The sequence below is a fragment of the Salmonella sp. HY31 genome, assembly GCF_042604575.1.
Lineage (GTDB): Bacteria > Pseudomonadota > Gammaproteobacteria > Enterobacterales > Enterobacteriaceae > Salmonella > Salmonella diarizonae.
The window spans coordinates 993,853-1,018,788 of record NZ_CP170479.1 but is presented as its reverse complement, the minus strand read 5'-3'; the positions used below and the strand labels follow the sequence as shown (position 1 = coordinate 1,018,788).

Sequence of the window (24,936 nt, the reverse complement as noted above, 5' to 3'; positions counted from 1 at the left end):
TTAGCTGAGACGTTGAGGCCCTGCGCGGATACCCTGTGCCTGACTTATCCAGGCCGGGATGCTAAACGCGGTTCGCGGCGCGAAATATGCCAGGGAGACGTGACGAACAATAGCAGGCGGCGTCCGCTCCTGCGTGAGCATCGCGCTGAGCGTATTCAGTAAGGCGATATGATGCGCCTGTAATGGCGACGGCGCGTCGGCAACGGGCAGCGTTTGCGGCGCCATTGCAAAAGAAAGGTGGCGAATCACCGTGCGAATAGCGTGCTGATGCCAGTAGTCTACGGTGAAATTAGGACGACGGTTAGAGGCTTCTAACAGCGCAAGATGGCTAAAGTTAACTTTAGACGCGGTGCTGGCGGTCGCCCTTGCAGGCGTATTGGTTTCGGCGGCGTTACTGAGCGCGGGCAAACCAAAACTCGCCGCGACCATCCCTAATAAGAGATGCGGCCAGAAGTATCGTCTGCCTAACTGTCGCCAGCGCGTCAGTATTCCACTCACGTCATTGCCACCTGATATGCCCCTCGTGGGCTTACGAAATCAAAACAATTTGCGCACACATCTTATCATTAAAGCGTACGCGCTACAGCAGTAATGACGAGAAACAAAGATAAAAAATGGCTAAGAAAACAGCGAACGCGCCGTATTTCGATTTAATCCTGCTAAACAGGCGCGGATATAGAGAGAAACATTGTCTTCCGGCACCAGGCTACCTTGACCAAAAAACAGCGTTGGCGTTGTTTCCCCACTATCATCGGCAGATCAAACAGTTTACAACGTTCTTCGGTCAGGTATAGACGCTACCGTGGCGGATGGTTAGCGTCATCTGTTCAACCGTCATGATTTCAGCGGCGAAAATTATATTGCCTCGTTGGTACGATTTTCATCATCCAGCGTCATTACACTGCGGCCTTTATGAATACTCTAACGTCGAGATTCCACAGCGTCCTTAATACTTTCGCGGATAGCAGCTAATCGCTCGCAAATCACTGCATCCCGTTCAAGGATCTTATTTTTACGTCGCTGGTTATCCGGTGTCGGATTCTCTTCGAGATACCCGAGCACCTGTTCATATTCTTTATTCAGCTTGCTATGATACTTTACCAGTAAGGCTTCAATCTTAGACGCTTTTTCAGGTGTTAATCCTTCACTGGCTCTTTCATAATCATAACAAGCAGTGGCTATATCATGAATAGGTAACGAGACCCCTTTTATTACTGAAGAGATAAGGCTAGCCACGAGGATACCGCCCGCCCGCGAGGGTTCCACAACGAGTGACTTTATTTTTGCCCCACACTCCCAGACGGTACCTTTCTCGGCAGATTTTATTTTCCGGTCAATTTCCTGGGTTTTTAAATGCGGGTTAGGATTTATTTTATTGCTTACAACGCCTGCGGCATAATCGTAAAGCTTTTTACCTGCCCACGCTAATCCTGCGCCAATCCCCGCGCCGATGAACGTCCCCAAGCCGGGAACGATTGCCGTGCCGATGACAGCGCCCAACACGCCACCAGCGATACCAATCCCAGTGTGTACCCCCGTTTGCAACAAGAGTTCGAGCGTTTTATTCTCTTTAAAACGCTCAACAGCTTCATGGTTATTAAGCACGTTTAACGATTTCTGAATGGAGTGCAACTCGTGCTTGAAGGCAGATTGTATTTTCTTGAAATTCATCACATCCTTCAACGTCATTTTCTCTTCTTCAAGAGAACTCGTTTCTCCCAGCACAGATACAGGCATGATATAAGGCGAACACAGAACCTTTTCAGCTTTTAAAGTTCCACTTAAATTTTCTTCAGCGAACGTTCTCCATAACGAATTCAGCCCATTACATATATCGGGGAAAGTCATTTTTACATAACCATTGGCATCAACGACATGTTGATAAAGAAAATCTTTCATCAATTCACTAATCTCAGAGACATACAAAGGGAGCTGCCCTGTAGATACCGCCAATTGGTAGGCATTACTCTCACCGCAGCATGGGGTCACCGCGTTTATAGAAACGCACAATGGATCTGCTGTTTCATGTGGATAAAGTTTAAGCTGGTCAAGTAACATACCAAATTGCACTGTTCGTTCTTCATCGCCTCCAATAATAACAGGCTCAACGAACTTATTCTCATCTAAAGGAAAATGAGCGCGCGCAGGTAATAACACACCATCGTTTACGGCAGATATTAGAGAGAAAATCATCATACTGCGTGCTCCCCTTTATTAGAGAAGTTATAATGTAAAAAATTATTCCATATCTTTCCCCTTTTAGTTACCAGGCATTTACCTGATTTATATTTCTCATTTCCAACCATGGCTACAGGTCATCCTGTACCGGTCTGGTCACTGGCTGATTTTCTCTGCTGCTGCAACAGCTCTTGCCCGGAGAGACAGGGCATATCCGCCATGTTCATTTGCCCGGTTTTCAATTTTTACGTTACTTTTTGGCCATTCGCGAAGGATGTGAAGGGAATATCGTTGAGTTCACAGTATTACTGGTCAGTCAGGTTACTGCGCGACAGATAATAACATGTTGTTTTTTATTCAATGGTTCAGCATGGTTTTGACATCAACTGATGCCATCAGAGTTGTGGTTAGAGGCCGCTAATATTATCTGCTGAAATTATTATGAAAAAATGAATTCGCCGGGAGTCCACGCTAAAATGGCCGTATTAAGAGAAACGCAGATAACGAATAGTAAAAAAAACGACTGGCTCGCCTGGCCGGAGAGAGTGCCAGGTTTACCAGTCGAATTTATACGACAGCGTATGTCGTTATGCCAGTACCGTCGAAGGCGCTTTGAAAGCCAACGGCAGTTCTGCGTCGTCCTGGAAGGTCACAAATTCCCAGGCTTCCTGTTTTGCCAGGACTGCCTGTAACAGTTTGTTATTCAATGCGTGACCGGATTTATACGCGGTAAACGCACCAATAATATTGTGACCACACATGAACAAGTCACCGATCGCGTCAAGCATTTTGTGACGAACGAATTCATCTTCAAAACGCAGGCCGTCTTCGTTCAATACGCGATAATCGTCAACAACGATGGCACAATCGAAGCTGCCGCCCAGGCACAGGCCGCGGGACTGCAGATATTCGATATCACGCATAAAACCGAAGGTACGCGCACGGCTGATCTGGCGCATGAACGCATCCGCAGAGAAGTTCATCGCATAGCGCTGGCTGCTGGAATCGATAGCCGGATGGTTAAAGTCGATGGTGAAATCCAACGTAAAACCATTGTACGGTCTGAATTCAGCCCATTTATCGCCATCTTCAACCCGAACAGTCTCTTTGATGCGTACGAATTTTTTGGCGCAGTTCAGTTCATCAATACCGGCATCAAGCAGCAGGTAGACAAACGGAGCGGCACTGCCATCCATGATCGGGATTTCCGGGGCATTAACCTCAATAACGATGTTATCGATACCTAACCCCGCCAGAGCAGCATTCAGGTGCTCAACGGTTGAAATCCGTACATCATGCTCATTCACCAGACACGTACAGAGCATGGTATCACGCACAGATTTGGCATCGGCCGGGAAATCTACCGGTGGATTCAAGTCGGTGCGACGATAGATGACCCCGGTATTGGCCGGCGCAGGGCGTAATGTCAGAGTGACTTTTTTGCCGGTGTGTAAACCGACGCCAGTCGCCTGAACGATACGTTTAAGTGTCCTTTGTTTGATCATCGTATAATCTCGCCAAATTACCTATCCAACCGAAGTGTACTATACATTCGGCGGGCCAGTTTAGCACAAAGAGCCCAGAATCCCAAATTCCAGCTAATTCTTAATCAGCTTGCTTACGCAGGAATGCGGGGATATCCAGATAATCCGGCTCTTTCGCCGCCTGTGGCGTATTGTCGTTAACCACTTTCGCGACCGTTTTTTGCTCCTGCGTCAGCGGCGCCATACCGTGCTGCTGATAACGATCCAATACCGGCTGCTGCACCTGTTTGTTGGTCACCAAAGTGATTTCCGGACGTTTGTCCATACCAATACCGGTCGCCACCACGGTCACGCGCAGTTCATCATTCATATCCGGGTCCAGAGAGGTACCGATAACCACGGTGGCGTTATCCGACGCAAACGCGCGAATGGTGTTACCGACGGTTTCAAACTCGTCCAGACGCAGGTCGAAGCCCGCCGTAATGTTGACCAACACGCCGCGCGCGCCGGACAGGTCGATATCTTCCAGCAACGGAGAAGAAATAGCCATTTCAGCCGCTTCTTCCGCACGGTCTTCACCGCTCGCCACGCCGGAGCCCATCATTGCGTAGCCCATTTCAGACATCACGGTACGCACGTCAGCAAAGTCGACGTTCATCAGGCCCGGACGGGTGATCAGCTCTGCGATACCCTGAACCGCGCCTTTCAGCACGTCATTCGCCGCGCCGAACGCGTCGAGCAGGGAGATACCACGGCCCAGCACTTTCAGCAGCTTGTCGTTCGGGATGGTGATCAACGAATCTACATGTTTGGACAGCTCGGTGATACCCTGCTCCGCAAATGCCATGCGCTTTTTGCCTTCAAAATTGAAAGGCTTAGTCACCACGGCAACGGTCAGAATACCTAAATCTTTTGCCACTTCAGCAACCACTGGCGCCGCGCCGGTTCCGGTACCGCCGCCCATGCCTGCCGCGATAAATACCATGTCTGCGCCCTCAAGCGCCGCACGCAGCGCTTCACGGTCTTCGTCCGCCGCATTACGACCGACTTCCGGGTTTGCGCCGGCGCCCAGACCTTTGGTAATGCCGCTACCAATTTGGATGGTCTGGCCAACCGCCGTTTTACGCAACGCCTGCGCGTCGGTATTCACCGCGAAGAATTCAACACCTTCGATGCGCTCGCGCACCATGTGTTCAACAGCGTTACCGCCGCCGCCACCGACGCCGATGACTTTAATCACCGCGTCGTTGGTTAGTTCCATAGGTTCAAACATAATCTCTCTCCGTCATGTGCCTGTCGCCTGAGGCCGTAATATCTGGCGGCCTCATAAAAATTAAAACTCTTTTCGCAGCCAGCTATTAAGTCGCTTGATCCACGAGCCAACTGATGCCGTAACACGTTTTTCCACTTCTGCCTCACCGTTTAAGTGGGACTCTTTCCCGTAGTGAAGCAATCCCACCGCCGTTGAGTAATACGGTTCCTGGGCATAATCCGTCAGACCAGTGATATTCAGCGGCGCGCCGATACGCACCTGCGTATGGAACACACGCTGAGCGCAAGCAGCAAGCCCTTCGATTTGCGCCGCGCCGCCGGTTAACACAATCCCCGCCGCCAGGTGATGTTTTACCCCTTGTTGGCGAAGCTGTTCCTGTAATTGCAATATTTCTTCGTTGACCAGATTGAGCAGCTCGGTATAACGCGGCTCAATTACTTCCGCCAGCGTCTGGCGTTGCAGGCTGCGCGGCGGACGCCCGCCTACGCTCGGCACTTCAACGCTCTCGTCTTTACCGACGATAGAACCCAGCGCGCAACCGTGGCGGACTTTAATGGCTTCGGCATCGCTCGGCGGCGTACCAAAGGCATAAGCGATATCACTGGTCACCACGTTCCCCGCGTAAGGGATCACTTTGGTATGACGCAGCGCGCCGCCAGTATAAACGGCGATATCCATTGTACCACCGCCGATATCCACGACACAGACGCCCAGTTCACGTTCATCTTCCGTCAACACGGAATAACTGGCCGCCAGTCCGGCAAATATCAGTTGGTCAACTTTCAGACCACAACGTTCAACAGCTTTGACAATGTTTTTTGCCATATCGTTGTGGCAGGTAATCAAATGTACTTTCGCCTGCATGCGCACACCGGAAAGACCGACCGGATTTTTAATGCCCTCCTGGTAGTCAATGGCGTACTCCTGAGGAATCACATGCAGCACGCGATGCTCATCGCGCACGCGCACTGACTTCGCAGTATGCACGACGTTTTCCACATCTTCCTGCGTCACTTCTTCTTCAGAGATAGGCACCATGCCTATCTCATTCTGACAGCTAATATGCTTTCCAGAAAGCGCCAGATATACCGAGGAGATCTGGCAATCGGCCATCAATTCCGCCTGGTCAATGGCGCGCTGAACGCATTTCACCACTGACTCAAGGTCATTCACCCCGCCTTTATCCATACCCCGCGATGGGCAACTGCCCACGCCAATGATATTGACCATACCGTCGGGCAGAACTTCCCCTACTAAAGCGGCAACCTTCGCGGTGCCGATCTCCAGTCCTACTACCAGTTTTCTGTCCGTCGCCTTGATCATTGTTGTTCTGCCTGTGCCTGATTCTGTTGCTGATTAGATTCCTCAGGGGGGAGCGGCGCCCAGCCAACCGCCGCACCTGAGTCATAACGCAAATCAACGTAGCTAATCCGTTTGCCATCGGTTTGCGCCTGCTGCTGTAAAACCGGATAGAGTTCTACAAAGCGAGCCAACCTTTTCATCGTATCGCCCCTGCCGAGATTGAGCTTAATGCCGTTATTAAGCGTCAATTGCCAGGAGCGACGTGCGGTCATCGCCGCTTCCTTCAGAGTGAATTTATCCTTAGCCAGCACCTGCCCCATCTCGCGGTATCCCTGCAACACTTCACTCGCGCTGCCTTCCGGGCCGTACAACATGGGTAAAACCTGTTTGCCGATGCGATCTGACGGCACACTGAAGGTATTCCCTTCAGCATCGACCATATGTTGATCATTCCAACGCGCAATCGGCACATATTCAACCAGATGAATCTTCAATTCATCAGGCCACTGTTTTCTGACGCTGGCCTGTTTAATCCACGGCAAACGCTCAATCTGGATCTGGATAATGTTCACATCCTGCGTCATGAAGGTTCCCGGCGCGCCCAGAGCCAGTATCGCCTGGCGGATATCATCGTTACGCGTGTAGTGACGCTCGCCGGTTAACACCAGCTTTGATAACGGTAAACGCTGCGCATCTTCCATCCACCCTAACACGACCCACCCGCTAACAAACACGGTGCACAGTACCGTCAGCAGGAATAAAATTCCCGCAAGACGCGTTCCATTATTGCGGCGTGAAGAAGGTGTCTCTTCGTCACTGTTTCGCGTGTTCAGCGCAGCCTGCGACATATCAGTCCGCCAACTCCAGTATTCGTACCACTAACTGCGAGAAGCTCATTCCCGCCTGACGCGCCGCCATCGGCACCAGACTATGGCTGGTCATACCCGGAGAAGTATTGGCTTCCAGCAGATAAAACTGACCATCGCTGTCCAGCATGACGTCAATACGCCCCCATCCCGTGCAGCCTAAAGCTTTCCATGCCTGCAGGACGAGCGACTGTAGCGCGGCTTCCTGAGGCGCTTCTAAACCGGCAGGGCAGAAATACTGTGTCTCATCAGAGAGATACTTCGCCTCATAATCATAGAAGGTTCCTGCCGGTTGGATACGAATTGACGGTAAAATTTCTTCGCCAACTATCGCCACCGTAAATTCCGGACCGCACAGCCATTTTTCAATCAGTATTTCGTCATCATGCTGAAAAGCCAATGATAACGCACCCTGCAAAGCATTTTCTTCTACCACTTTCGTCATACCGACGCTGGAGCCTTCACGGCTGGGTTTGACGATCAGCGGTAAACCCAGCGCCAAAATTCGCGCTTTTTGTTCTTCGCTAAGGCCTTTTTCAAACCCGGCGCGCGTCAACGCGACCCACGGCGCGACGGGTAACCCTGCGCCCTGCCACAGCAATTTACTGCGCAGTTTATCCATTGAAAGCGCCGAGGCCATCACCCCGCTGCCGGTATAAGGCAGGCCGAGCAGTTCAAGCATTCCCTGTAAGGTGCCATCTTCACCGCCACGGCCATGCAACGCAATAAAGACCTTCTGAAAGCCCATTGCTTTAAGCTGCGCGACATCGACCTCTTGCGGATCGACGGGATACGCATCAATGCCGCCTTCACGTAACCCTGCCAACACTGCCGCGCCGGAATTTAACGAGACCTCCCGCTCCGCAGAGGTTCCGCCCAACAGGACCGCGATTTTATCAGCCATGTTGCTCTTCCTCCTGGATTTGCGGCTTCAGCTTGATTTCAGATAAGTAACGCGCAATTTTGCCAACATTTCCTGCGCCTTGCACTAATATCAAGTCGTTACCCGTAAGCACCGGTGCTAACATTGTCGCAACCTGAGCCGGATCGGAAACCAGAATCGGGTCAATTTTTCCCCGATTACGAATCGTGCGACATAAAGAACGGCTATCCGCGCCCGGAATCGGCGCTTCGCCCGCCGGGTAAACGTCCAGCATCAGCAGCGCATCGACCTGCGTCAGCACATTAGCGAAATCGTCATACAGATCGCGCGTGCGCGTGTAACGGTGCGGCTGAAACAGCATCACCAGGTTTTTATCCGGCCACCCCGCCCGCGCGGCTTTAATGGTGGCGTCTACTTCGGTCGGATGATGACCATAGTCATCCACCAGCATCGCCGTCCCGGCTTTACCATTCACCGGCTCAAGCGGGAACTCGCCGAGGAAGTCAAAGCGACGCCCGGTCCCCTGGAAGCTTTCCAGCGCCCGCAGGATAGCATCATCGTCGATGCCTTCTTCGGTCGCTACCGCCACTGCCGCCGCGGCATTCAAGGCATTGTGGCGACCCGGCGCATTCAACGTCACGCGCAGATCCGGCATTCCCTGGCGCAGCAGCGTAAAGTGCCCCTGCGGCCCTATCTGCTGATAATCTTCTACGCGGACATCAGCATCCTCGCTAAAACCATACGTCGTGGTCTGACGCCCCACCCGCGGCAGCAGCTCGCGGATAACCGGATCGTCGACGCACATTACCGCGCGACCATAGAACGGCAGGTTATGCAGGAAGTTAATAAACGTCTGCTTTAAATTTTCAAAGTCGCCATGATAGGTATCCATATGGTCAGCTTCGATGTTGGTGACAATCGCGACCATCGGCTGCAAATGCAAGAAAGACGCGTCGCTCTCATCCGCCTCGGCAATCAGGTAACGACTATGGCCCAGACGCGCATGAACGCCTGCGGCTTTCACCAGTCCGCCATTCACGAAAGTCGGGTCCAGCCCCGCTTCGGCATAAATACTGGACACCATTGCGGTCGTTGTGGTTTTACCGTGGGTCCCGGCAATGGCAATACCGTGGCGAAAACGCATCAGTTCCGCCAGCATTTCCGCACGGCGAATAACCGGAATACGCGCCTCATGCGCCGCGACAATTTCCGGGTTATCCGCGGAAATCGCGCTGGAAACCACAACCACGCTGGCATCGCGCACATTTTCCGGACGATGGTTAAAGAAAATCGTCGCCCCCAGGCTCGTCAACTGCTGGGTCACCGGATTCGGCGCTAAATCGGAACCACTGATCTGATACCCTTCATTGGCCAGAACTTCGGCAATACCGCCCATACCAGCACCACCGATGCCGACAAAGTGAATGTGCCGAACGCGACGCATTTCGGGCACGATGGAACGCAGTTTTGCCAGTTGTTGTGTATTCATTCTTTACGCCATTAACTCCAATACCCGTCATACTTCAAATTGCAGGTGCGTTGGCTTTCCTGCAACCCAAATTATTGAGGGTAGAAAAACCCTACGATGCAAAAGGCACCGCTACAAATTATGTCCGGGCAACCCGGCTGACTTCACTGGCGACGCGCTCGGTGGCATCCGGAATAGATACCGCGCGGGCACGCTCCGCCATGGTTAATAACGTCGCGCGCGACCACCCCGCCAGGGTGTCGGCGACAGCCTCTACAGTAAACTGCGGCTGCTCAAAAATCTTAGCTGCGCCAGCGTTTTCTAACGGCAGCGCATTCCAGTACTGCTGCCTGTCTTTATGTTGAAACGGCACGAATATCGCCGGTAACCCGGCGGCGGCGATCTCGCTCACCGTTAAAGCGCCGGAACGACACACCACCACATCCGCCCACGCATAGGCGGCGGCCATATCATCGATAAATTCCGTCACCTTATGCTGCGGTTGTCCCGCCCCGGCATACGCCTGCTCTACCGTGTGCTGCGCGCCTTTTCCACTTTGATGCCAGATTGTAACCGTATCGCCCAGTCTGGCGGCAACCTGCGGCAACGTCTGGTTCAGGACTCGCGCCCCCTGCGAACCGCCGACCACCAACACGCGAATCGGGCCGCCACGACCGGCCAGACGCGTCTGCGGCAGCGGCAACGCCAGTACGTCGGTACGCACCGGGTTACCCACCACTTCCGCGTTCGGAAACGCACCGGGAAACGCCTGCATCACCGTGGTCGCGATTTTGGCCAGCCACTGATTGGTTAGCCCGGCGATACCATTTTGCTCATGCAAGACGACCGGAATACCCAATGACCAGGCGGCAAGACCGCCGGGGCCGGAAACATAACCGCCCATTCCCAGCACGACATCCGGCTTAAACCGTTTCATGATCGCCCGCGCCTGCCGCCAGGCGTTAAAAATCCGCAACGGCGCCGCCAGAAGTGCTTTTACGCCTTTACCGCGCAGGCCGGAGATCCGAATAAAGTCAATGTCGATACCATGCTTCGGCACTAAATCCGCTTCCATACGATCGGCGGTACCCAGCCAGCGAACCTGCCAGCCCTGGGCCATTAAATGATGCGCAACGGCCAGTCCCGGGAACACGTGTCCGCCGGTACCGCCCGCCATCACCATTAACCGCTTCGGTTGACCACTCATCGAGAACCTCGTGTAAACGCCTGCGCTTTTTCCAGACGCGTTTCATAATCAATACGTAATAAAAACATAATGGCCGTCGACATAATCAACAGACTCGACCCGCCATAGCTGATCAGCGGCAGCGTAAGTCCTTTGGTCGGCAGCATCCCCGCAGCCGCGCCAACGTTTACCAGCGCCTGGAAGCTAAACCAGATACCGATAGAACACGCTAAAAAACCGGAAAAACGGTGGTCAATCTCCAGCGCCTTACGGCCAATCGACATCGCGCGAAAAGCGACGAAGAATACCATTAAAAGCGCCAATACCACACCGATATAACCCAGTTCTTCCCCAATAATGGCGAAGATGAAATCGGTGTGCGCCTCCGGCAAATACTCCAGTTTCTGCACCGAATTCCCCAGCCCTTGCCCCCATATCTCACCGCGACCAAAAGCCATCAGCGACTGCGTTAGCTGATAACCGCTGCCGAACGGATCTTCCCAGGGATTCCAGAAAGAGGTGACGCGGCGAATACGATACGGTTCGGCGAGGATTAGCAGAATCACCGCCGAGATGCCCATCCCGATAATGGCGATGAACTGCCATAATTTCGCCCCGGCGAGAAACAGCATCGCCAGCGTGGTGACAAACAGTACGACCACCGTCCCGAGGTCAGGCTGCGCCAGCAGTAACACCGCCAGCACCAGAATCACCCCCATTGGTTTTAAAAAGCCGCGCAGGTTGTTTCGCACCTCATCAACCTTACGCACCAGATAGTTCGCGAGGTAGCAAAACAGCGACAGCTTGGTAAACTCCGCAGGCTGAATACGCAGCGGCCCCAGCGCAATCCAGCGCGACGCCCCGTTGACCGAACTCCCGACGACCAGCACGATAAGCAGCATAATGATCGACGCAATCAGCATCGTCGTGCTGTATTTTTGCCAGAAAGTCATTGGCAAACGCAGCGTGACCATCGCCAGACAAAATGCCAGGAAGATATAGAGCGCATCACGTTTGGCAAACAAAAACGGATCGTTCGCCAGGCGCTGCCCGACTGGCATGGAGGCCGACGTCACCATGACAAAACCAATCGCCGCCAGCCCGAAGGTCAGCCATAGCAGCGTGCGGTCATACATGATCAGGCTGTCGGCGTCTTTATCGCGCGAAGCCATCACCCAGCCTTTAAGCGCCGCAAACAGCCAGGCCAGGAGGCCAAAACCTGGTACGCGCGGCATTCTCAGACGGGGGAGAGATAAACGCATCAACCTAGCTCCTTCGCCAGACGGGTAAAGACATCGCCCCGTTGCTCAAAACTTTTAAACTGATCGAGGCTGGCGCAGGCGGGCGACAACAGCACCATATCCCCCGGCTGAACGCGTGGCGCCAGCAGACGCATCGCCTCTTCCATCGTCTCAGTCTGTTGGGCGATTTCCGGGCGCAGCGCGGCAAGCTGCGCACCATCGCGCCCAAAGCAATACAGACGGATACGGTCGCCGGTCAAATAGCGCGCCAACGAAGAAAAGTCTGCCGACTTACCGTCGCCGCCCAGCAGCAGATGCAGCGTACCGTCCACATGCAAACCGTTTAGCGCCGCTTCGGTACTGCCGACGTTGGTCGCTTTCGAGTCGTTGATCCAACGTACACCGTTATGCTCCAGCGCCAGTTGGAAGCGGTGCGCCAGACCGGTAAATGTCGTCAACGCCTTCAAACTGCTGGCGCGCGGCAGGCCTGCGGCATCCGCCAGAGCCAGCGCCGCTAACGCATTGGTATAGTTATGCTGACCGGAAAGCTTCATCTCTTTCACGTTCAGCACCTTCTCGCCTTTGACTCGCAGCCAGGTTTCGCCCTGCTGACGATTAAGGTGATAATCACCCATATTGACGCCAAAGCTGACACAGCGTTCATCGGCCCCGCGTACCGGCATCGTCAGCGCGTCATCGGCATTCACTACGCACACTTTCGCCTTCTCGTAGACGCGCAGTTTCGCCGACCGGTATTGTTGCAGACCAAACGGATACCTATCCATATGATCCTCAGTAACATTGAGCACCGTTGCCGCCACCGCCTGCAAACTTGACGTGGTTTCCAGTTGGAAACTGGATAATTCCAACACGTACAATTCGCGATCGGCATCCAACAGCATCAGCGCCGGAAGACCGATATTGCCGCCAACACCAACACTGACGCCCGCCGCCTTCGCCATCTCACCCACTAATGTGGTCACGGTGCTTTTGCCGTTAGAGCCGGTGATGGCCACAATCGGCGCTTGCGCTTCGCGGCAAAACAGTTCGATATCGCCGACAATTTCTACTCCAGCGCTGGCGGCAGCGCTAAGAGAGGGATGCGCCAGGGCGATGCCAGGGCTGGCGACGATTAAATCCGCCGCTAAGAGCCACTCGTCGTTCAGACCGCCAACGTGACGCTCAACCTCTTGCGGCAGCTTATCCAGACCCGGCGGCGTCACGCGAGTATCCATCACCCGCGGCGTCACGCCGCGGGCGAGGAAAAAGTCCACGCAAGAGAGTCCGGTTAAGCCCAGACCGATAATGACGACGTTTTTGTCCTGATAATCAGCCATGATTAACGTACCTTCAGCGTTGCCAGGCCAATGAGCACCAGCATCAGCGAAATAATCCAGAAGCGCACAATCACGCGCGGTTCCGGCCAGCCTTTCAGTTCATAGTGGTGATGGATAGGCGCCATACGGAAAATACGCTGTCCGCGTAGTTTGAAGGAACCCACCTGCAGGATGACCGACAGGGTTTCCACCACAAAGACGCCACCCATGATCACCAGCAAGAATTCCTGACGCAGCAGCACGGCGATAATGCCCAACGCGCCACCCAACGCCAGCGATCCGACATCGCCCATAAAAACCTGCGCCGGATAGGTGTTAAACCACAAGAATCCTAATCCCGCGCCGACAATCGCCGTACAGACAATCACCAGCTCGCCCGCATGACGCAAATACGGAATATGCAGGTAATTGGCGAAGTTCATGTTCCCGGTCGCCCAGGCCACCAACGCAAAGCCGGCGGCAACGAAAACAGTCGGCATAATCGCCAGACCATCAAGCCCATCGGTCAGGTTCACGGCGTTACCCGTACCGACGATGACAAAGTAGGACAGCAGAATGTAAAACAGCCCCAATTGCGGCATAACATCTTTAAAGAACGGTACCACCAACTGGGTCGCGGGCGTGTCTTTCCCGACGAGATAAAGCGCAAAGGCCACGCCGAGCGCGATAACCGACATCCAGAAATATTTCCAGCGCGCAATCAGCCCTTTGGTATCTTTCCGCACCACTTTGCGGTAGTCATCGACAAAACCGATAATGCCGTAGCCAATCAGTACCACCAGCACGCACCAGACGTACGGGTTAGACGGGTAAGCCCATAACAGAACGGAAATCACAATCGCCGTCAGGATCATGATGCCGCCCATCGTCGGCGTACCACGTTTACTGAAGTGCGATTCCGGGCCATCATTACGTACCACCTGGCCAAAAGAGAGTTTTTGCAGACGAGCGATCATACGCGGGCCCATCCATAAAGAGATGAACAGCGCGGTCAGCAGGCTGACGATGGCGCGAAACGTCAGATAAGAAAAGACGTTAAAGCCGGAATAATATTTGACCAAATGCTCGGCCAGCCAAACTAACATGAACCTTTCTCCTGTAACGCATGAACCACGTCTTCCATCGCGGCGCTGCGTGATCCTTTCACTAAAATAGTCATCATCGGTTGCTCCTGAAGCAGAGCGTGTAAACGCGCAATCAGCGCGGCTTTATCGGCAAAATGTTCGCCGACGCCGCTGGCGTGACTGATAGCCTGACTGAGTTTTCCGGTACTTAACACGCGATCAATACCCGCCGCCTTTGCGGCCTCGCCAACCTGGAGGTGGCACGCTTCGCTTTCTGCGCCCAGTTCGGCCATATCGCCTACCACCAGCACGCGGTAGCCTGGCATTTCAGAAAGGACCTGCACTGCGGCGGTCATCGAACCGACGTTGGCGTTATAAGCGTCATCCAGCACCAGTTGTTTTTCACTTAGCTGAATCGGGAACAGACGCCCGGGTACGGCTTTTAACGTTGCCAGCCCTGCTTTAATCGCCGTAAGCGTCGCCCCCACCGCCATTGATAAAGCAGAGGCCGCCAGCGCGTTAGCAATATTATGCCGCCCCGGCAACGGCAGTAGCACATCAATGCTGCCCATCGGCGTTTGCAGGGTAAATTCGGTACCGTGTGACGTAACGTGGATATTCGCGGCAGTAAAGTCGCTGTTTGCCGCATTCGGCGAAAAGCGCCACACCTGGCGATCGCCAATAATGCTTTGCCAGTTCAGCCAGTCATTATTATCGGCATTCATAATCGCGATACCGTTCTCAGGCAAACCGGTATAGATTTCGCCTTTCGCTTTCGCCACGCCGGCCAACGAGCCGAAGCCTTCCAGATGCGCCGCCGCCAGGTTATTGACCAGCGCCGCTTCCGGGCGCGTCAGGCTAACGGTCCAGGCGATTTCCCCCTGGTGATTAGCGCCTAACTCGATTACCGCATAGTCATAATCATGGTTTAAGCGCAGCAGCGTTATTGGCACGCCGATGTCGTTGTTAAAATTGCCCGCGGTATACAGGGTATTTCCACACTGGCTAAGCATCGCGGCGGTCATCTCTTTGACCGAGGTTTTGCCGGACGAACCGGTTAACGCCACCACCCGCGCCGGTACCTGCATACGCACCCAGGCGGCCAGTTGGCCAAATGCCTGACGCGTGTCGTTTACAATCACCTGCGGAAGATCGATATCCAGAGGACGGCTGACCAACAGTGCGCCAGCGCCGTTCGCTTTTGCTTTATCGGCAAAATCATGTGCATCAAAGCGTTCCCCTTTCAGCGCCACGAACAGGCATCCCGGCGTCACTTTCCGTGTATCGGTAATGACCGTATCGAGAGTGAGATCCGCCCCGCGATGTTCGGCGCCAAGGACATCGGCAATTTTGCTGAGCGTTACGCTAATCATGCGATCACCCCCAGCAAACGCGCTGCGGTCACGCGGTCTGAATAATCAAGACGCTGCGTGCCGACAATCTGGTAATCCTCGTGCCCTTTACCTGCAATCAGCACGACGTCATTGTCTTTTGCCTGCATAATGGCGTTGGTTACCGCCTCAGCGCGGCCTTCCATTACCCTGACCTGCCCGGCGTCCAGCATTCCAGCCAGAATATCGTTGATAATGGCGCGCGGCTCCTCGGTACGCGGGTTATCGTCAGTCACCACGACGATATCCGCGAACTCTTCGGCAATGGCCCCCATGAGTGGGCGCTTACCTTTGTCACGATCCCCGCCACAGCCAAAGACGCACCATAATTTTCCGGCGCAGTGCAGACGCGCCGCCTGCAACGCTTTTTCCAGCGCATCAGGCGTGTGCGCGTAATCGACAACGACAGTGGCTTTGCCTGGCGCGCTAAAGACTTCCATCCGCCCGCAAACCGGCTGCAAACGCGCGGCGGTTTTCAGCAAATCCGTTAACGGATAGCCCAGCGCCAGCAGCGTCGACAATGCCAGCAGTAAGTTGCTGACGTTAAACGCGCCCATCAGGCGGCTTTCTATTTCGCCTTCACCCCAGCTTGAAGCAAAACGAATCGTCGCTCCGCGGTCGTGGTAGTCCACCGCCTCCGCTTTCAGCCAACGGCCGTGACAGTTAGGATTGATATGCCCTTCCATCGATACTGCGACCGCATCGGGTAGCGACGCCAGCCAGCGGCGTCCAACTTCATCATCGGCGTTGACGATTGCCTGCCCGTGATGGTGAGTTGAATAAAGCATCCATTTTGCCGCCTCGTAATGCGCCATATCGCCATGATAGTCGAGATGGTCGCGGCTCAAATTAGTAAATACGGAGGCAGCAAATTTCAGCGCCGCCACGCGATGCTGCACCAGGCCGTGAGAAGAGACTTCCATCGCGCCGAAGGTCGCGCCCTGCGCAACCAGACTGGCCAGCACATGCTGAACATCCACAGCGGAACCGGTTGTGTTCTCCGTCGGGATCACTTTGCCCAACAGTCCGTTGCCTACCGTTCCCATCACCGCGCTGGTTTCGCCGAGCAACTGGCTCCACTGCGCCAGCAGTTGGGTGGTGGTGGTCTTGCCGTTGGTGCCGGTCACCGCCACCAGACGCATGTTTTCAGATGGCTCATGGTAAAAGCGGCCCGCCAGCGCCGATAAACGCTCATTGAGCTGGCTGAGATAGACGACCGGTACGCCGTGCATTTCGCGAATCTCACCGTCGGTCGCCTCGTCTTTCGCCTCTGCAATAATGGCAGCTACGCCTTGCGCTATCGCCTGCGGGATATATCGACGCCCGTCCGCCTGATGACCCACCACTGCCACAAAGAGATCGCCCGCCGCAGCCACACGGCTGTCGAGCGTCATCTCTCGCAGTTCTCGCGCGGGTAGTCCAGCTACCCACGGAGCAAGAAGGTCGCGCAAATTACGATCTGCCACCTGTTCCCTCGCCTTGATTAATTACGAATTCATTTTTTTCGCCCGTTGCCAGCGCGTCCGGTTCGATGTTCATGGTGCGCAGAACGCCGCCCATGATGGCACCAAACACCGGCGCGGAAACGGCGCCGCCGTAGTATTTACCCGCCTGCGGATCGTTGATTACAACTACCAGCGCGAAGCGCGGCTGACTCGCAGGCGCTACGCCTGCGGTATAAGCAATGTATTTGTTGATGTAGCGACCGTCCGGCCCCACTTTTTTCGCCGTACCGGTTTTGATAGCGATACGGTAGCCTTTAATTGCCGCCTTCACGCCGCCGCCGCCAGGCAGCGCCACGCTTTCCATCATATGCACCACGGTGCGCACGGTGGATTCAGGGAAGATGCGTTCGCCGGGTACAGGCGGATCGACTTTGGTAATCGACAGCGGGCGATAAATGCCATAGCTACCGATCGTTGCATAGACTCGCGCTAACTGTAACGGCGTTACCATTAGCCCGTAGCCGAAAGAGAAGGTGGCCCTCTCTATGTCGGACCACCGTTGTTTTTGAGGATATAAGCCACTGCGTTCTCCGACCAACCCCAAATTGGTCGCCTTTCCTAGCCCAAAACGTGAGTAAGTATCTACTAACGCTGAGGACGGCATCGCTAACGCCAGTTTGGATACGCCGACGTTACTCGACTTCTGTAGAACCCCGGTCAGGGTTAATTCGCTGTAGCGCGCCACGTCTTTGATTTCGTGGCCGTTAATTCGGTATGGAACGGTATTCAACACCGTATTTTCGTTGACGATACCGCGCTGAAGCGCGGTCATCACCACCATCGGCTTAACCGTAGAACCCGGTTCAAACACGTCGGTGATGGTGCGGTTACGCATCGCGTCTTTCGGCGTACCGGCAAGGTTGTTGGGGTTATAGGAAGGGCTGTTCGCCATCGCCAGTACTTCACCGGTATTGACATCGACCAACACCGCGCTACCGGATTCCGCCTTGTTAAACGCCACCGCATTGTTCAGTTCGCGGTAAACCAACGCCTGTAAGCGTTCATCAATGCTTAACGCCAGGTTGTGCGCCGCCTGGCTGTCAGTGGAGGAGATATCCTCAATCACGCGGCCATAGCGGTCTTTACGCACGATTCGCTCGCCAGGCTGACCGGTAAGCCACTTATCGAAGCTCTTTTCAACGCCTTCAATCCCCTGACTGTCGACGTTGGTAAAACCGATGAGGTGAGCGGTTACTTCTCCTGACGGGTAGTAGCGGCGTGATTCTTCACGCAAATGAATACCCGGCAGTTTGAGTTTTTTGATGTAGTCTGCCATGTCGGGATTTACCTGGCGCGCCAGATAAATAAAACGCCCTTTCGGGTTGGCGTTGATACGGGCGGAGAGCTGATCGAGCGGAATATTGAGCGCAGTAGAAAGCGCTTTCCAGCGATCGCCGACGCTGATGCCGCCAGCGTCATGAACTTCTTTCGGATCGGCCCAGATCGCCTTAACCGGTACGCTGACCGCCAGTGGACGCCCGGAACGGTCAGTAATCATACCGCGTGAGGTGGAGACTTCCTGAACACGCAGCGAACGCATATCACCCTGACGCACCAGCATATCCGGAGCGATAATCTGTAGCCACGCCGCGCGCCCGAGTAAAAAAACCAGCGCCAGTAAAATACAGCCGCACAGCAACGCAAAACGCCAACTGATGAAGTTGGTCTGTTCTTCCTGGCGTTTCGATTTTATACGCGTCATCCTTCAAGCTGCCTCTGCGTTGCCTGCGCATACTCGCCCCTGTCACTTACCTGAGTAAGCTCCTGAGGATTCATACGCTTGCCGCTTTGATGCACCATGAATGCTTTCGCGTATAGCGTTTTTGCCGCTGCTTTCATGCGTCGCGTTTATCCTTATTTTTGCACTACGATATTTTCTTGGGACGGATCAACATGCTGCATTTGCAGCTTTTCCGTTGCGATCCGCTCCACCCGGCTATGATCGCCGAGCGCGTTTTCTTCAAGGATCAGGTTGCGCCATTCAATGTCCAATGCATCGCGCTCCAGAACCAGTTGTTCACGTTGCGCGGTGAGTAAGCGAGTATGGTGCGCCGTCGTGACCACCGTCACCGCCGTTAAAATAATGCAAATGAACAAGCAGAGTGGCAGCTTCCCGAACCGCAAAAGATCGTCACCGATCACGCCAGGCAAGGCATGGCGCTCGTTGCTTCCTATCGATCCCTTAACTTTGCTTAGGGCTTCTGTCACTCTGCTGATCATGCGTTCGTCCTCTCTGCGATACGCAGAACTGAACTACGGGCCCGAGGATTTTCAGCTACCTCTTTTTCACCCGGCATCAACTTGCCTAACGCTCGTAACTCACGACCGCCCAGTTTTTTGAGCTGCGCTTCCGTCATCGGTAATCCGGCCGGCACTTGCGGACCGCGGCTTTGCTCACGCATAAAGCGTTTCACAATACGGTCTTCCAGCGAGTGGAAACTGATGATTGAAAGCCGCCCGCCCGGGGCCAGCACGTTGAGCGAGCTTTTTAGCGCCTGCTCTATCTCCTCCAGTTCACTGTTTACCCAGATGCGCACCGCCTGGAAGGTACGGGTCGCGGGATGTTTGAATTTGTCTTTTACCGGGGTCGCCGCCGCAACCACTTCCGCCAGCTCTTTGGTGCGGGTCATCGGCTGTTCGCGATTGCGCTCAACAATGGCGCGAGCAATACGTTTGGCAAAACGCTCCTCGCCGAATGTTTTTAACACCCAGGCGATATCCGCCTCTTCCGCCGTTTGTAACCACTCGGCGGCAGACTGGCCGCGCGTCGGGTCCATTCGCATATCCAGCGGACCGTCGCGCATAAATGAAAAACCGCGCTCCGCATCATCAAGCTGCGGAGAAGAGACGCCAAGATCGAGAAGGACTCCGTCAATCTTGCCGGTAAGCTCGCGCTCGGCCACATAATCAGCCAACGCGGAAAAAGGTCCATGAATGATGGAGAAGCGAGGATCATTAATGGTCTGCGCAACGGCGATCGCCTGAGGATCGCGATCGATCGCCAACAAACGCCCCTCTTCGCCCAGTTGCGAGAGGATCAGGCGCGAGTGGCCGCCGCGACCAAATGTGCCATCAATATAGATACCATCCGGACGAATATTCAGCCCATTAACGGCTTCATCCAACAGTACCGTAGTGTGTTTAAAATTTTCCATCATCTTATAGAGACAAGTCCTGCAGCCGCTCCGATAACGTTTCGGTAGCTGACTGTTCAGCGTCGATATCTTCCTTGACCTGTTGATACCAGGTCGTTTCATCCCACAGCTCAAATTTGTTGAACTGTCCAACCAGCATCACTTCTTTCGTCAGTCCGGCATGTTGCCGCAGAACTGGCGCGATCAGTAATCGACCTGCACCGTCCATCTGACATTCGCTGGCATGGCCCAACAGTAACCGCTGTACGCGACGTTCTACCGGGTTCATGCTCGACAGACGAGATAACTTTTGCTCAATAATTTCCCATTCAGGCAGGGGGTAAAGCAGCAGGCATGGGTGATGAATGTCAATGGTACATACCATTTGACCGGTAGCGCTCTCGATCAGTTGCTCCCGATAACGGGTCGGCACGGTCAGGCGCCCTTTACTGTCGAGATTGACTAACGTTGCCCCCCGGAACATGCCAGTCTCACCCCTTCTTACCACTTTATCCCACAAATTCCCACTCGAAGGAGTTTACGGAGCGGAGGAAAAGCTTGTCAAGCAAGTCACAACGCTTACCGAAGTAAAAAAGCCAATGTTTATGACGAATATCTGCGTTGATTAATTTCCGTCCAGCGCACCAGACAAATTAACGTTATGAATATTTGTAAGAAAAAAACCAAAGACCCACCACCGTTTAAAACGGACTCAATATAATCCGAGAAAAATATAAAGTGTCAGTTTGCGACGCGAGCGGCATTTTAGGACATATTGCACTGTGTTAACAATGTCTGTTTAACGTGTGCGGCACCTGCTATACCAGCGCCTACGGGCGTCTGTTGCGCCAGAGAGAGAAAGTGGCTGTTAATTCGACGATTTCTTGCCCACCTGTAACAAAACAAGACAAAGGAAAACACTTGTTACGTCTTAATTATCGGAATGCGGACAAAAGAAAGGTAATAAAAAAGAATTTTCGGATAATTTTAAGGAATAATCTTAATTATTCGAGGGATATTTTTACTGATACGCTTTTTGTTTGACGGCGGCAGAAGAGAGGGTCTTTTACCGCCGGTCCGTTAGGTACGGCTTAGAATGCCACGACGATACAGGTTTCGCCGAATACGCGTTAAGCCCGGTTTCGGTTTACGCGGTTCATCAAGGCTTGCCAGCACAATCTCCAGCACGCGTTCCGCGACATCGCGATGACGCTGCGCCACCGCCAGCACCGGACATTGCAGAAAATCCAGCAGCTCATGATCGCCGAAGGTCGCAATCGCCAAATCCGAGGGCAGTTTTCCATCGCGCCGCAGCGTAACGTCCATCACACCCTGTAATAGCGCGAACGATGTGGTAAAGAGCGCCTGCGGCATAGGATGCGTTTCCAGCCATTTCTCAAATAGCTGTGCGGCGGCTTCGCGTTCATAGCTGTTGGCATATAAGAAATTCACCTCCCGCGGATCGTCTTTCCATGCGGTACGGAATCCCTGTTCGCGCAGGAAGCTGACAGACAACTCCGGCAGCGCGCCCAAATAAAGCACCGTTTCCGCCGGGAATTTACGCAGTTCTTCCGCCAACATCTCGGCATCATCCTGATCGGCGCCGACCACGCTGGTGAAATGTTCACGATCCAGCGCACGGTCGAGCGCGACGATGGGGAACGGATCGTTAGCCCAGCGCTGATAAAAGGGATGTTCCGGCGGTAACGAGGTTGAAACAATGATTGCATCCACCTGGCGTTGTAAAAGGTGCTCAATACAGCGCATTTCGTTATCCGGCTGATCTTCAGAACAGGCGATCAGCAGTTGGTAGCCACGCTGGCGCGCCTGGCGCTCAAGATAGTTTGCGATACGGGTGTAGCTCGTGTTTTCAAGGTCCGGGATCACCAGACCAATGGAACGTGTGCGTCCAGCACGTAGCCCGGCAGCCACAGCATTAGGATGGTAATTGTGCTCACGCACCACCGCCATGACTTTTTCTACGGTTTTGTCGCTCACGCGGTATTGCTTTGCTTTACCGTTTATAACGTAGCTTGCAGTTGTACGCGAGACACCGGCCAGCCGAGCGATTTCATCCAGTTTCACAATTGCCCCTTGTGTAAATTGTACAAACCATAACCTTTATGTCGGCATGGGTTAAAATCTTTAACATCTAAGCGCAGTTTGATCACTCCGGCAACCGCTTTTATTCCGGGTTACCACGGATTTCGCAAAAAAAAAGCCCAACCGGTGATATTGGGTTGGGGGCGATAATTCCTGTTGGCTGATATCCGGCAAATCTGCCTGATGGCGCTACGCTTATCCGGCCTGGGCCAGATATCAGCCTGTAGGCCGGATAAGACGCGACCGCGTCGTCATCCGGCAAATCTGCTCAGCGCATAATCTTATCGCCGCGCGAAAGCCCGACGACGCCTGAACGCGCCACTTCAACAATTTTCGCCACGTCTCGCAGCGAGGCCAGAAAAGCATCCAGTTTATCGCTGGTGCCCGCCAGTTGGACGGTATACAGCATTGGCGTGACATCAATAATCTGGCCACGGAAAATTTCCGTATTACGCTTCACCTCTTCTCGTCCGTAGCCGCTGGCCTGGATTTTCACCAGCATGACCTCCCGCTCAACGTGCGCTCCCTGTCCCAGCTCGCTGACGCGCAGCACATCAACCAGCTTGTGCAGTTGCTTTTCAATTTGCTCAAGCACTTTTTCATCGCCTACCGTCTGGATTGTCATGCGTGACAACGTCGGATCGTCTGTCGGCGCGACGGTCAGGCTTTCAATATTATATCCGCGTTGCGAAAAGAGGCCGATAACCCGCGATAACGCCCCAGATTCGTTTTCCAGTAATACCGATAATATCCGGCGCATCATCAGGTCCTCTCCGTTTTGCTTAACCACATTTCGTCCATCCCGCCCCCGCGAATCTGCATCGGATAGACATGCTCGCTGCCATCAACAATGACATCGACGAACACCAGCCGGTTATTACGTACCTGCTCAAGGGCTTCGCTGAGTTTGCTTTCCAGCTCATCCGGACGGTTAATCTGAAGTCCGACATGGCCATACGCTTCCGCCAGGCGCACAAAATCCGGCAACGACTGCATATAAGACTGAGAATGACGACCGGAATAGATCATGTCCTGCCACTGTTTCACCATCCCCAGATAACGGTTGTTCAGGTTCAGAACCAGCACCGGCAGTTCATACTGTAAGGCTGTCGACAGCTCCTGAATGTTCATCTGTATACTGCCATCGCCGGTCACGCAGACCACCATTTCTTTCGGCAGGGCCATTTTAACGCCCAGCGCAGCCGGTAGGCCAAAACCCATCGTGCCGAGCCCGCCGGAATTAATCCAGCGACGCGGTTTATCGAACGGGTAGTAGAGGGCGGCAAACATCTGGTGTTGTCCTACATCGGACGTCACGTACGCGTCGCCCTTCGTCAGACGCCAGAGGGTTTCAATCACCGCCTGGGGTTTAATGCTTTCGCTTTCCGCGTCATATTTCAGGCACTGACGGGCGCGCCAGATCTCTATCTGCTGCCACCAGTCGCGAATATCATCCCGCGGCTGAGACGGCGCATCCTGCGCCAGCATCTCCAGCATTTGTTCGAGTACCAGACGGGCATCGCCTACCACCGGGATATCAGCATTCACCGTTTTGGATATAGAAGTCGGGTCAATATCGATATGTAATACCGTCGCGTTCGGACAATATTTAGCGAGATTATTCGTCGTCCGGTCGTCAAATCGTACGCCAACAGCAAAAATTACGTCAGCGCTATGCATGGTCATATTGGCTTCATAAGTGCCATGCATTCCCAGCATTCCTAACGACTGGCGATGAGTAGCAGGAAACGCGCCCAGTCCCATTAATGAAGAGACCACCGGCAGGTTAAAAGTTTCGATTATGTGGCGCAGCGGCGCATAGCAGGCTGCGCTTATCGCCCCTCCCCCGACATAGACCACCGGTTTTTTCGCCGACGCCAGCGTTTGCAACGCACGCTTAATTTGTCCTTTATGTCCTGACGTTGTGGGATTGTAAGAGCGCATACTGACCGTTTCCGGCCAGGCATACGGCATTTTTTTCGCCGGATTCAAAATATCTTTCGGCAGATCCACAACCACCGGCCCGGGACGCCCGCTTGCCGCCAGCCAGAAGGCTTTTTTAAGTACCTGCGGAATATCTTCCGTCTGTTTGACCAGGAAGCTATGTTTGACCACTGGTCGGGAAATCCCCACCATATCGCACTCCTGAAAGGCATCATAGCCAATCAATGAGGTAGCGACCTGGCCGGAAAGAATCACCAGCGGAATGGAATCCATATAGGCCGTAGCAATCCCGGTAATCGCATTGGTCGCCCCCGGCCCGGAAGTCACCAGCACCACGCCAACGTCGCCAGTGGCTCGCGCCAGACCATCCGCCATATGCACCGCGGCCTGTTCATGGCGAACCAGTACATGCTCGATCCCCCCGACGGTATGTAGCGCATCATAAATATCAAGCACTGCGCCTCCAGGATAGCCGAACACCTGTTTTACGCCTTGATCGATAAGCGATCGGACGACCATCTCGGCTCCAGACAACATCTCCACGGCTTGCCTCCACTTTATACCTGTCATCACGGTT

At 53.9% G+C, this 24,936-nt stretch carries 21 protein-coding genes and 1 pseudogene; all 22 read right to left on the bottom strand.

Annotated elements, in window-relative coordinates; all coding sequences use genetic code 11:
* Positions 1-498 carry a secA translation cis-regulator SecM gene (gene secM / locus ACE15A_RS04745; RefSeq protein ID WP_023245717.1) on the bottom strand — a complete coding sequence of 166 codons (498 nt, stop codon included), beginning with the start codon at positions 496-498 and terminating at the stop codon, positions 1-3.
* A gap of 245 nt (positions 499-743) precedes the next feature.
* Positions 744-909: pseudogene (locus ACE15A_RS04740) on the bottom strand (3,4-dihydroxy-2-butanone-4-phosphate synthase); the annotation flags it as partial.
* 12 nt (positions 910-921) lie between these two features.
* Positions 922-2,196: a hypothetical protein gene (locus ACE15A_RS04735; RefSeq protein WP_053508814.1), complete on the bottom strand. Its 1,275-nt coding sequence runs from the start codon at positions 2,194-2,196 to the stop codon at positions 922-924.
* Positions 2,197-2,765: 569 nt separating this feature from the next.
* The gene (gene lpxC, locus ACE15A_RS04730) at positions 2,766-3,683 is read right to left on the bottom strand and encodes a UDP-3-O-acyl-N-acetylglucosamine deacetylase (RefSeq protein WP_000595487.1); all 918 of its coding nucleotides are present in this window, start codon (positions 3,681-3,683) and stop codon (positions 2,766-2,768) included.
* Between the two features lie 100 nt (positions 3,684-3,783).
* Positions 3,784-4,935 (bottom strand): cell division protein FtsZ, encoded by a 1,152-nt coding sequence (gene ftsZ, locus ACE15A_RS04725; RefSeq protein WP_000462785.1) that lies wholly within the window; start codon positions 4,933-4,935, stop codon positions 3,784-3,786.
* A gap of 60 nt (positions 4,936-4,995) precedes the next feature.
* A complete protein-coding gene (gene ftsA, locus ACE15A_RS04720) occupies positions 4,996-6,258 on the bottom strand; it encodes a cell division protein FtsA (protein WP_000588463.1) in 1,263 nt (420 codons plus the stop codon).
* Complete coding sequence (ftsQ, locus tag ACE15A_RS04715) at positions 6,255-7,085, bottom strand: cell division protein FtsQ (RefSeq protein WP_058799149.1); 831 nt, start codon at positions 7,083-7,085, stop codon at positions 6,255-6,257. The genes ftsA and ftsQ overlap by 4 nt, the downstream gene beginning before the upstream one ends.
* A gap of 1 nt (position 7,086) precedes the next feature.
* Complete coding sequence (locus ACE15A_RS04710; RefSeq protein ID WP_053508818.1) at positions 7,087-8,007, bottom strand: D-alanine--D-alanine ligase; 921 nt, start codon at positions 8,005-8,007, stop codon at positions 7,087-7,089.
* Positions 8,000-9,475, bottom strand: a complete 1,476-nt coding sequence (gene murC / locus ACE15A_RS04705; RefSeq protein WP_023245714.1) for a UDP-N-acetylmuramate--L-alanine ligase — start codon at positions 9,473-9,475, stop codon at positions 8,000-8,002. Before murC ends, ACE15A_RS04710 begins: the two co-directional genes overlap by 8 nt.
* A 118-nt stretch (positions 9,476-9,593) precedes the next feature.
* Positions 9,594-10,661 carry an undecaprenyldiphospho-muramoylpentapeptide beta-N-acetylglucosaminyltransferase gene (gene murG, locus ACE15A_RS04700; protein WP_023245713.1) on the bottom strand — a complete coding sequence of 356 codons (1,068 nt, stop codon included), beginning with the start codon at positions 10,659-10,661 and terminating at the stop codon, positions 9,594-9,596.
* Entirely contained in the window at positions 10,658-11,902 is a 1,245-nt protein-coding gene (gene ftsW / locus ACE15A_RS04695; RefSeq protein WP_001239803.1) for a cell division protein FtsW, read from the bottom strand. Before ftsW ends, murG begins: the two co-directional genes overlap by 4 nt.
* Positions 11,902-13,218: a UDP-N-acetylmuramoyl-L-alanine--D-glutamate ligase gene (gene murD, locus ACE15A_RS04690; protein WP_053508820.1), complete on the bottom strand. Its 1,317-nt coding sequence runs from the start codon at positions 13,216-13,218 to the stop codon at positions 11,902-11,904. Before murD ends, ftsW begins: the two co-directional genes overlap by 1 nt.
* A gap of 2 nt (positions 13,219-13,220) precedes the next feature.
* Positions 13,221-14,303, bottom strand: coding sequence for a phospho-N-acetylmuramoyl-pentapeptide-transferase (gene mraY / locus ACE15A_RS04685; RefSeq protein ID WP_000964138.1), 1,083 nt, complete (start codon positions 14,301-14,303; stop codon positions 13,221-13,223).
* Positions 14,297-15,655 (bottom strand): UDP-N-acetylmuramoyl-tripeptide--D-alanyl-D-alanine ligase, encoded by a 1,359-nt coding sequence (murF, locus tag ACE15A_RS04680; protein WP_023245711.1) that lies wholly within the window; start codon positions 15,653-15,655, stop codon positions 14,297-14,299. Before murF ends, mraY begins: the two co-directional genes overlap by 7 nt.
* Complete coding sequence (gene murE, locus ACE15A_RS04675) at positions 15,652-17,139, bottom strand: UDP-N-acetylmuramoyl-L-alanyl-D-glutamate--2,6-diaminopimelate ligase (protein WP_053508822.1); 1,488 nt, start codon at positions 17,137-17,139, stop codon at positions 15,652-15,654. The genes murF and murE overlap by 4 nt, the downstream gene beginning before the upstream one ends.
* Complete coding sequence (gene ftsI, locus ACE15A_RS04670; RefSeq protein ID WP_000196885.1) at positions 17,126-18,880, bottom strand: peptidoglycan glycosyltransferase FtsI; 1,755 nt, start codon at positions 18,878-18,880, stop codon at positions 17,126-17,128. The genes murE and ftsI overlap by 14 nt, the downstream gene beginning before the upstream one ends.
* Before the next feature lie 152 nt (positions 18,881-19,032).
* Positions 19,033-19,398, bottom strand: a complete 366-nt coding sequence (gene ftsL, locus ACE15A_RS04665) for a cell division protein FtsL (RefSeq protein WP_000625651.1) — start codon at positions 19,396-19,398, stop codon at positions 19,033-19,035.
* Positions 19,395-20,336, bottom strand: coding sequence for a 16S rRNA (cytosine(1402)-N(4))-methyltransferase RsmH (gene rsmH, locus ACE15A_RS04660; protein ID WP_023245708.1), 942 nt, complete (start codon positions 20,334-20,336; stop codon positions 19,395-19,397). The genes ftsL and rsmH overlap by 4 nt, the downstream gene beginning before the upstream one ends.
* 1 nt (position 20,337) lies before the next feature.
* Entirely contained in the window at positions 20,338-20,796 is a 459-nt protein-coding gene (mraZ, locus tag ACE15A_RS04655; protein WP_000488294.1) for a division/cell wall cluster transcriptional repressor MraZ, read from the bottom strand.
* Positions 20,797-21,392: 596 nt separating this feature from the next.
* Entirely contained in the window at positions 21,393-22,397 is a 1,005-nt protein-coding gene (cra, locus tag ACE15A_RS04650) for a catabolite repressor/activator (RefSeq protein WP_023245706.1), read from the bottom strand.
* 286 nt (positions 22,398-22,683) lie between these two features.
* Positions 22,684-23,175, bottom strand: coding sequence for an acetolactate synthase small subunit (gene ilvN, locus ACE15A_RS04645; protein ID WP_023245705.1), 492 nt, complete (start codon positions 23,173-23,175; stop codon positions 22,684-22,686).
* Positions 23,176-23,177: 2 nt separating this feature from the next.
* Positions 23,178-24,902, bottom strand: coding sequence for an acetolactate synthase 3 large subunit (gene ilvI / locus ACE15A_RS04640; RefSeq protein ID WP_053508828.1), 1,725 nt, complete (start codon positions 24,900-24,902; stop codon positions 23,178-23,180).
* Positions 24,903-24,936: the final 34 nt, after the last annotated feature.

Excerpts from the sequence above, each read along its gene's own strand:
- murG (WP_023245713.1), bottom strand. The coding sequence starts at position 10,661 with ATGAGTGGTCAACCGAAGCGGTTAATGGTGATGGCGGGCGGTACCGGC.
- ACE15A_RS04710 (WP_053508818.1), bottom strand. The coding sequence starts at position 8,007 with ATGGCTGATAAAATCGCGGTCCTGTTGGGCGGAACCTCTGCGGAGCGG.
- murD (WP_053508820.1), bottom strand. The coding sequence starts at position 13,218 with ATGGCTGATTATCAGGACAAAAACGTCGTCATTATCGGTCTGGGCTTA.
- ftsA (WP_000588463.1), bottom strand. The coding sequence starts at position 6,258 with ATGATCAAGGCGACGGACAGAAAACTGGTAGTAGGACTGGAGATCGGC.
- ftsW (WP_001239803.1), bottom strand. The coding sequence starts at position 11,902 with ATGCGTTTATCTCTCCCCCGTCTGAGAATGCCGCGCGTACCAGGTTTT.
- mraY (WP_000964138.1), bottom strand. The coding sequence starts at position 14,303 with ATGTTAGTTTGGCTGGCCGAGCATTTGGTCAAATATTATTCCGGCTTT.
- ftsQ (WP_058799149.1), bottom strand. The coding sequence starts at position 7,085 with ATGTCGCAGGCTGCGCTGAACACGCGAAACAGTGACGAAGAGACACCT.
- mraZ (WP_000488294.1), bottom strand. The coding sequence starts at position 20,796 with ATGTTCCGGGGGGCAACGTTAGTCAATCTCGACAGTAAAGGGCGCCTG.
- murC (WP_023245714.1), bottom strand. The coding sequence starts at position 9,475 with ATGAATACACAACAACTGGCAAAACTGCGTTCCATCGTGCCCGAAATG.
- ftsL (WP_000625651.1), bottom strand. The coding sequence starts at position 19,398 with ATGATCAGCAGAGTGACAGAAGCCCTAAGCAAAGTTAAGGGATCGATA.
- lpxC (WP_000595487.1), bottom strand. The coding sequence starts at position 3,683 with ATGATCAAACAAAGGACACTTAAACGTATCGTTCAGGCGACTGGCGTC.
- ilvN (WP_023245705.1), bottom strand. The coding sequence starts at position 23,175 with ATGCGCCGGATATTATCGGTATTACTGGAAAACGAATCTGGGGCGTTA.
- ftsI (WP_000196885.1), bottom strand. The coding sequence starts at position 18,880 with ATGACGCGTATAAAATCGAAACGCCAGGAAGAACAGACCAACTTCATC.
- rsmH (WP_023245708.1), bottom strand. The coding sequence starts at position 20,336 with ATGATGGAAAATTTTAAACACACTACGGTACTGTTGGATGAAGCCGTT.
- ftsZ (WP_000462785.1), bottom strand. The coding sequence starts at position 4,935 with ATGTTTGAACCTATGGAACTAACCAACGACGCGGTGATTAAAGTCATC.
- murF (WP_023245711.1), bottom strand. The coding sequence starts at position 15,655 with ATGATTAGCGTAACGCTCAGCAAAATTGCCGATGTCCTTGGCGCCGAA.
- ACE15A_RS04735 (WP_053508814.1), bottom strand. The coding sequence starts at position 2,196 with ATGATGATTTTCTCTCTAATATCTGCCGTAAACGATGGTGTGTTATTA.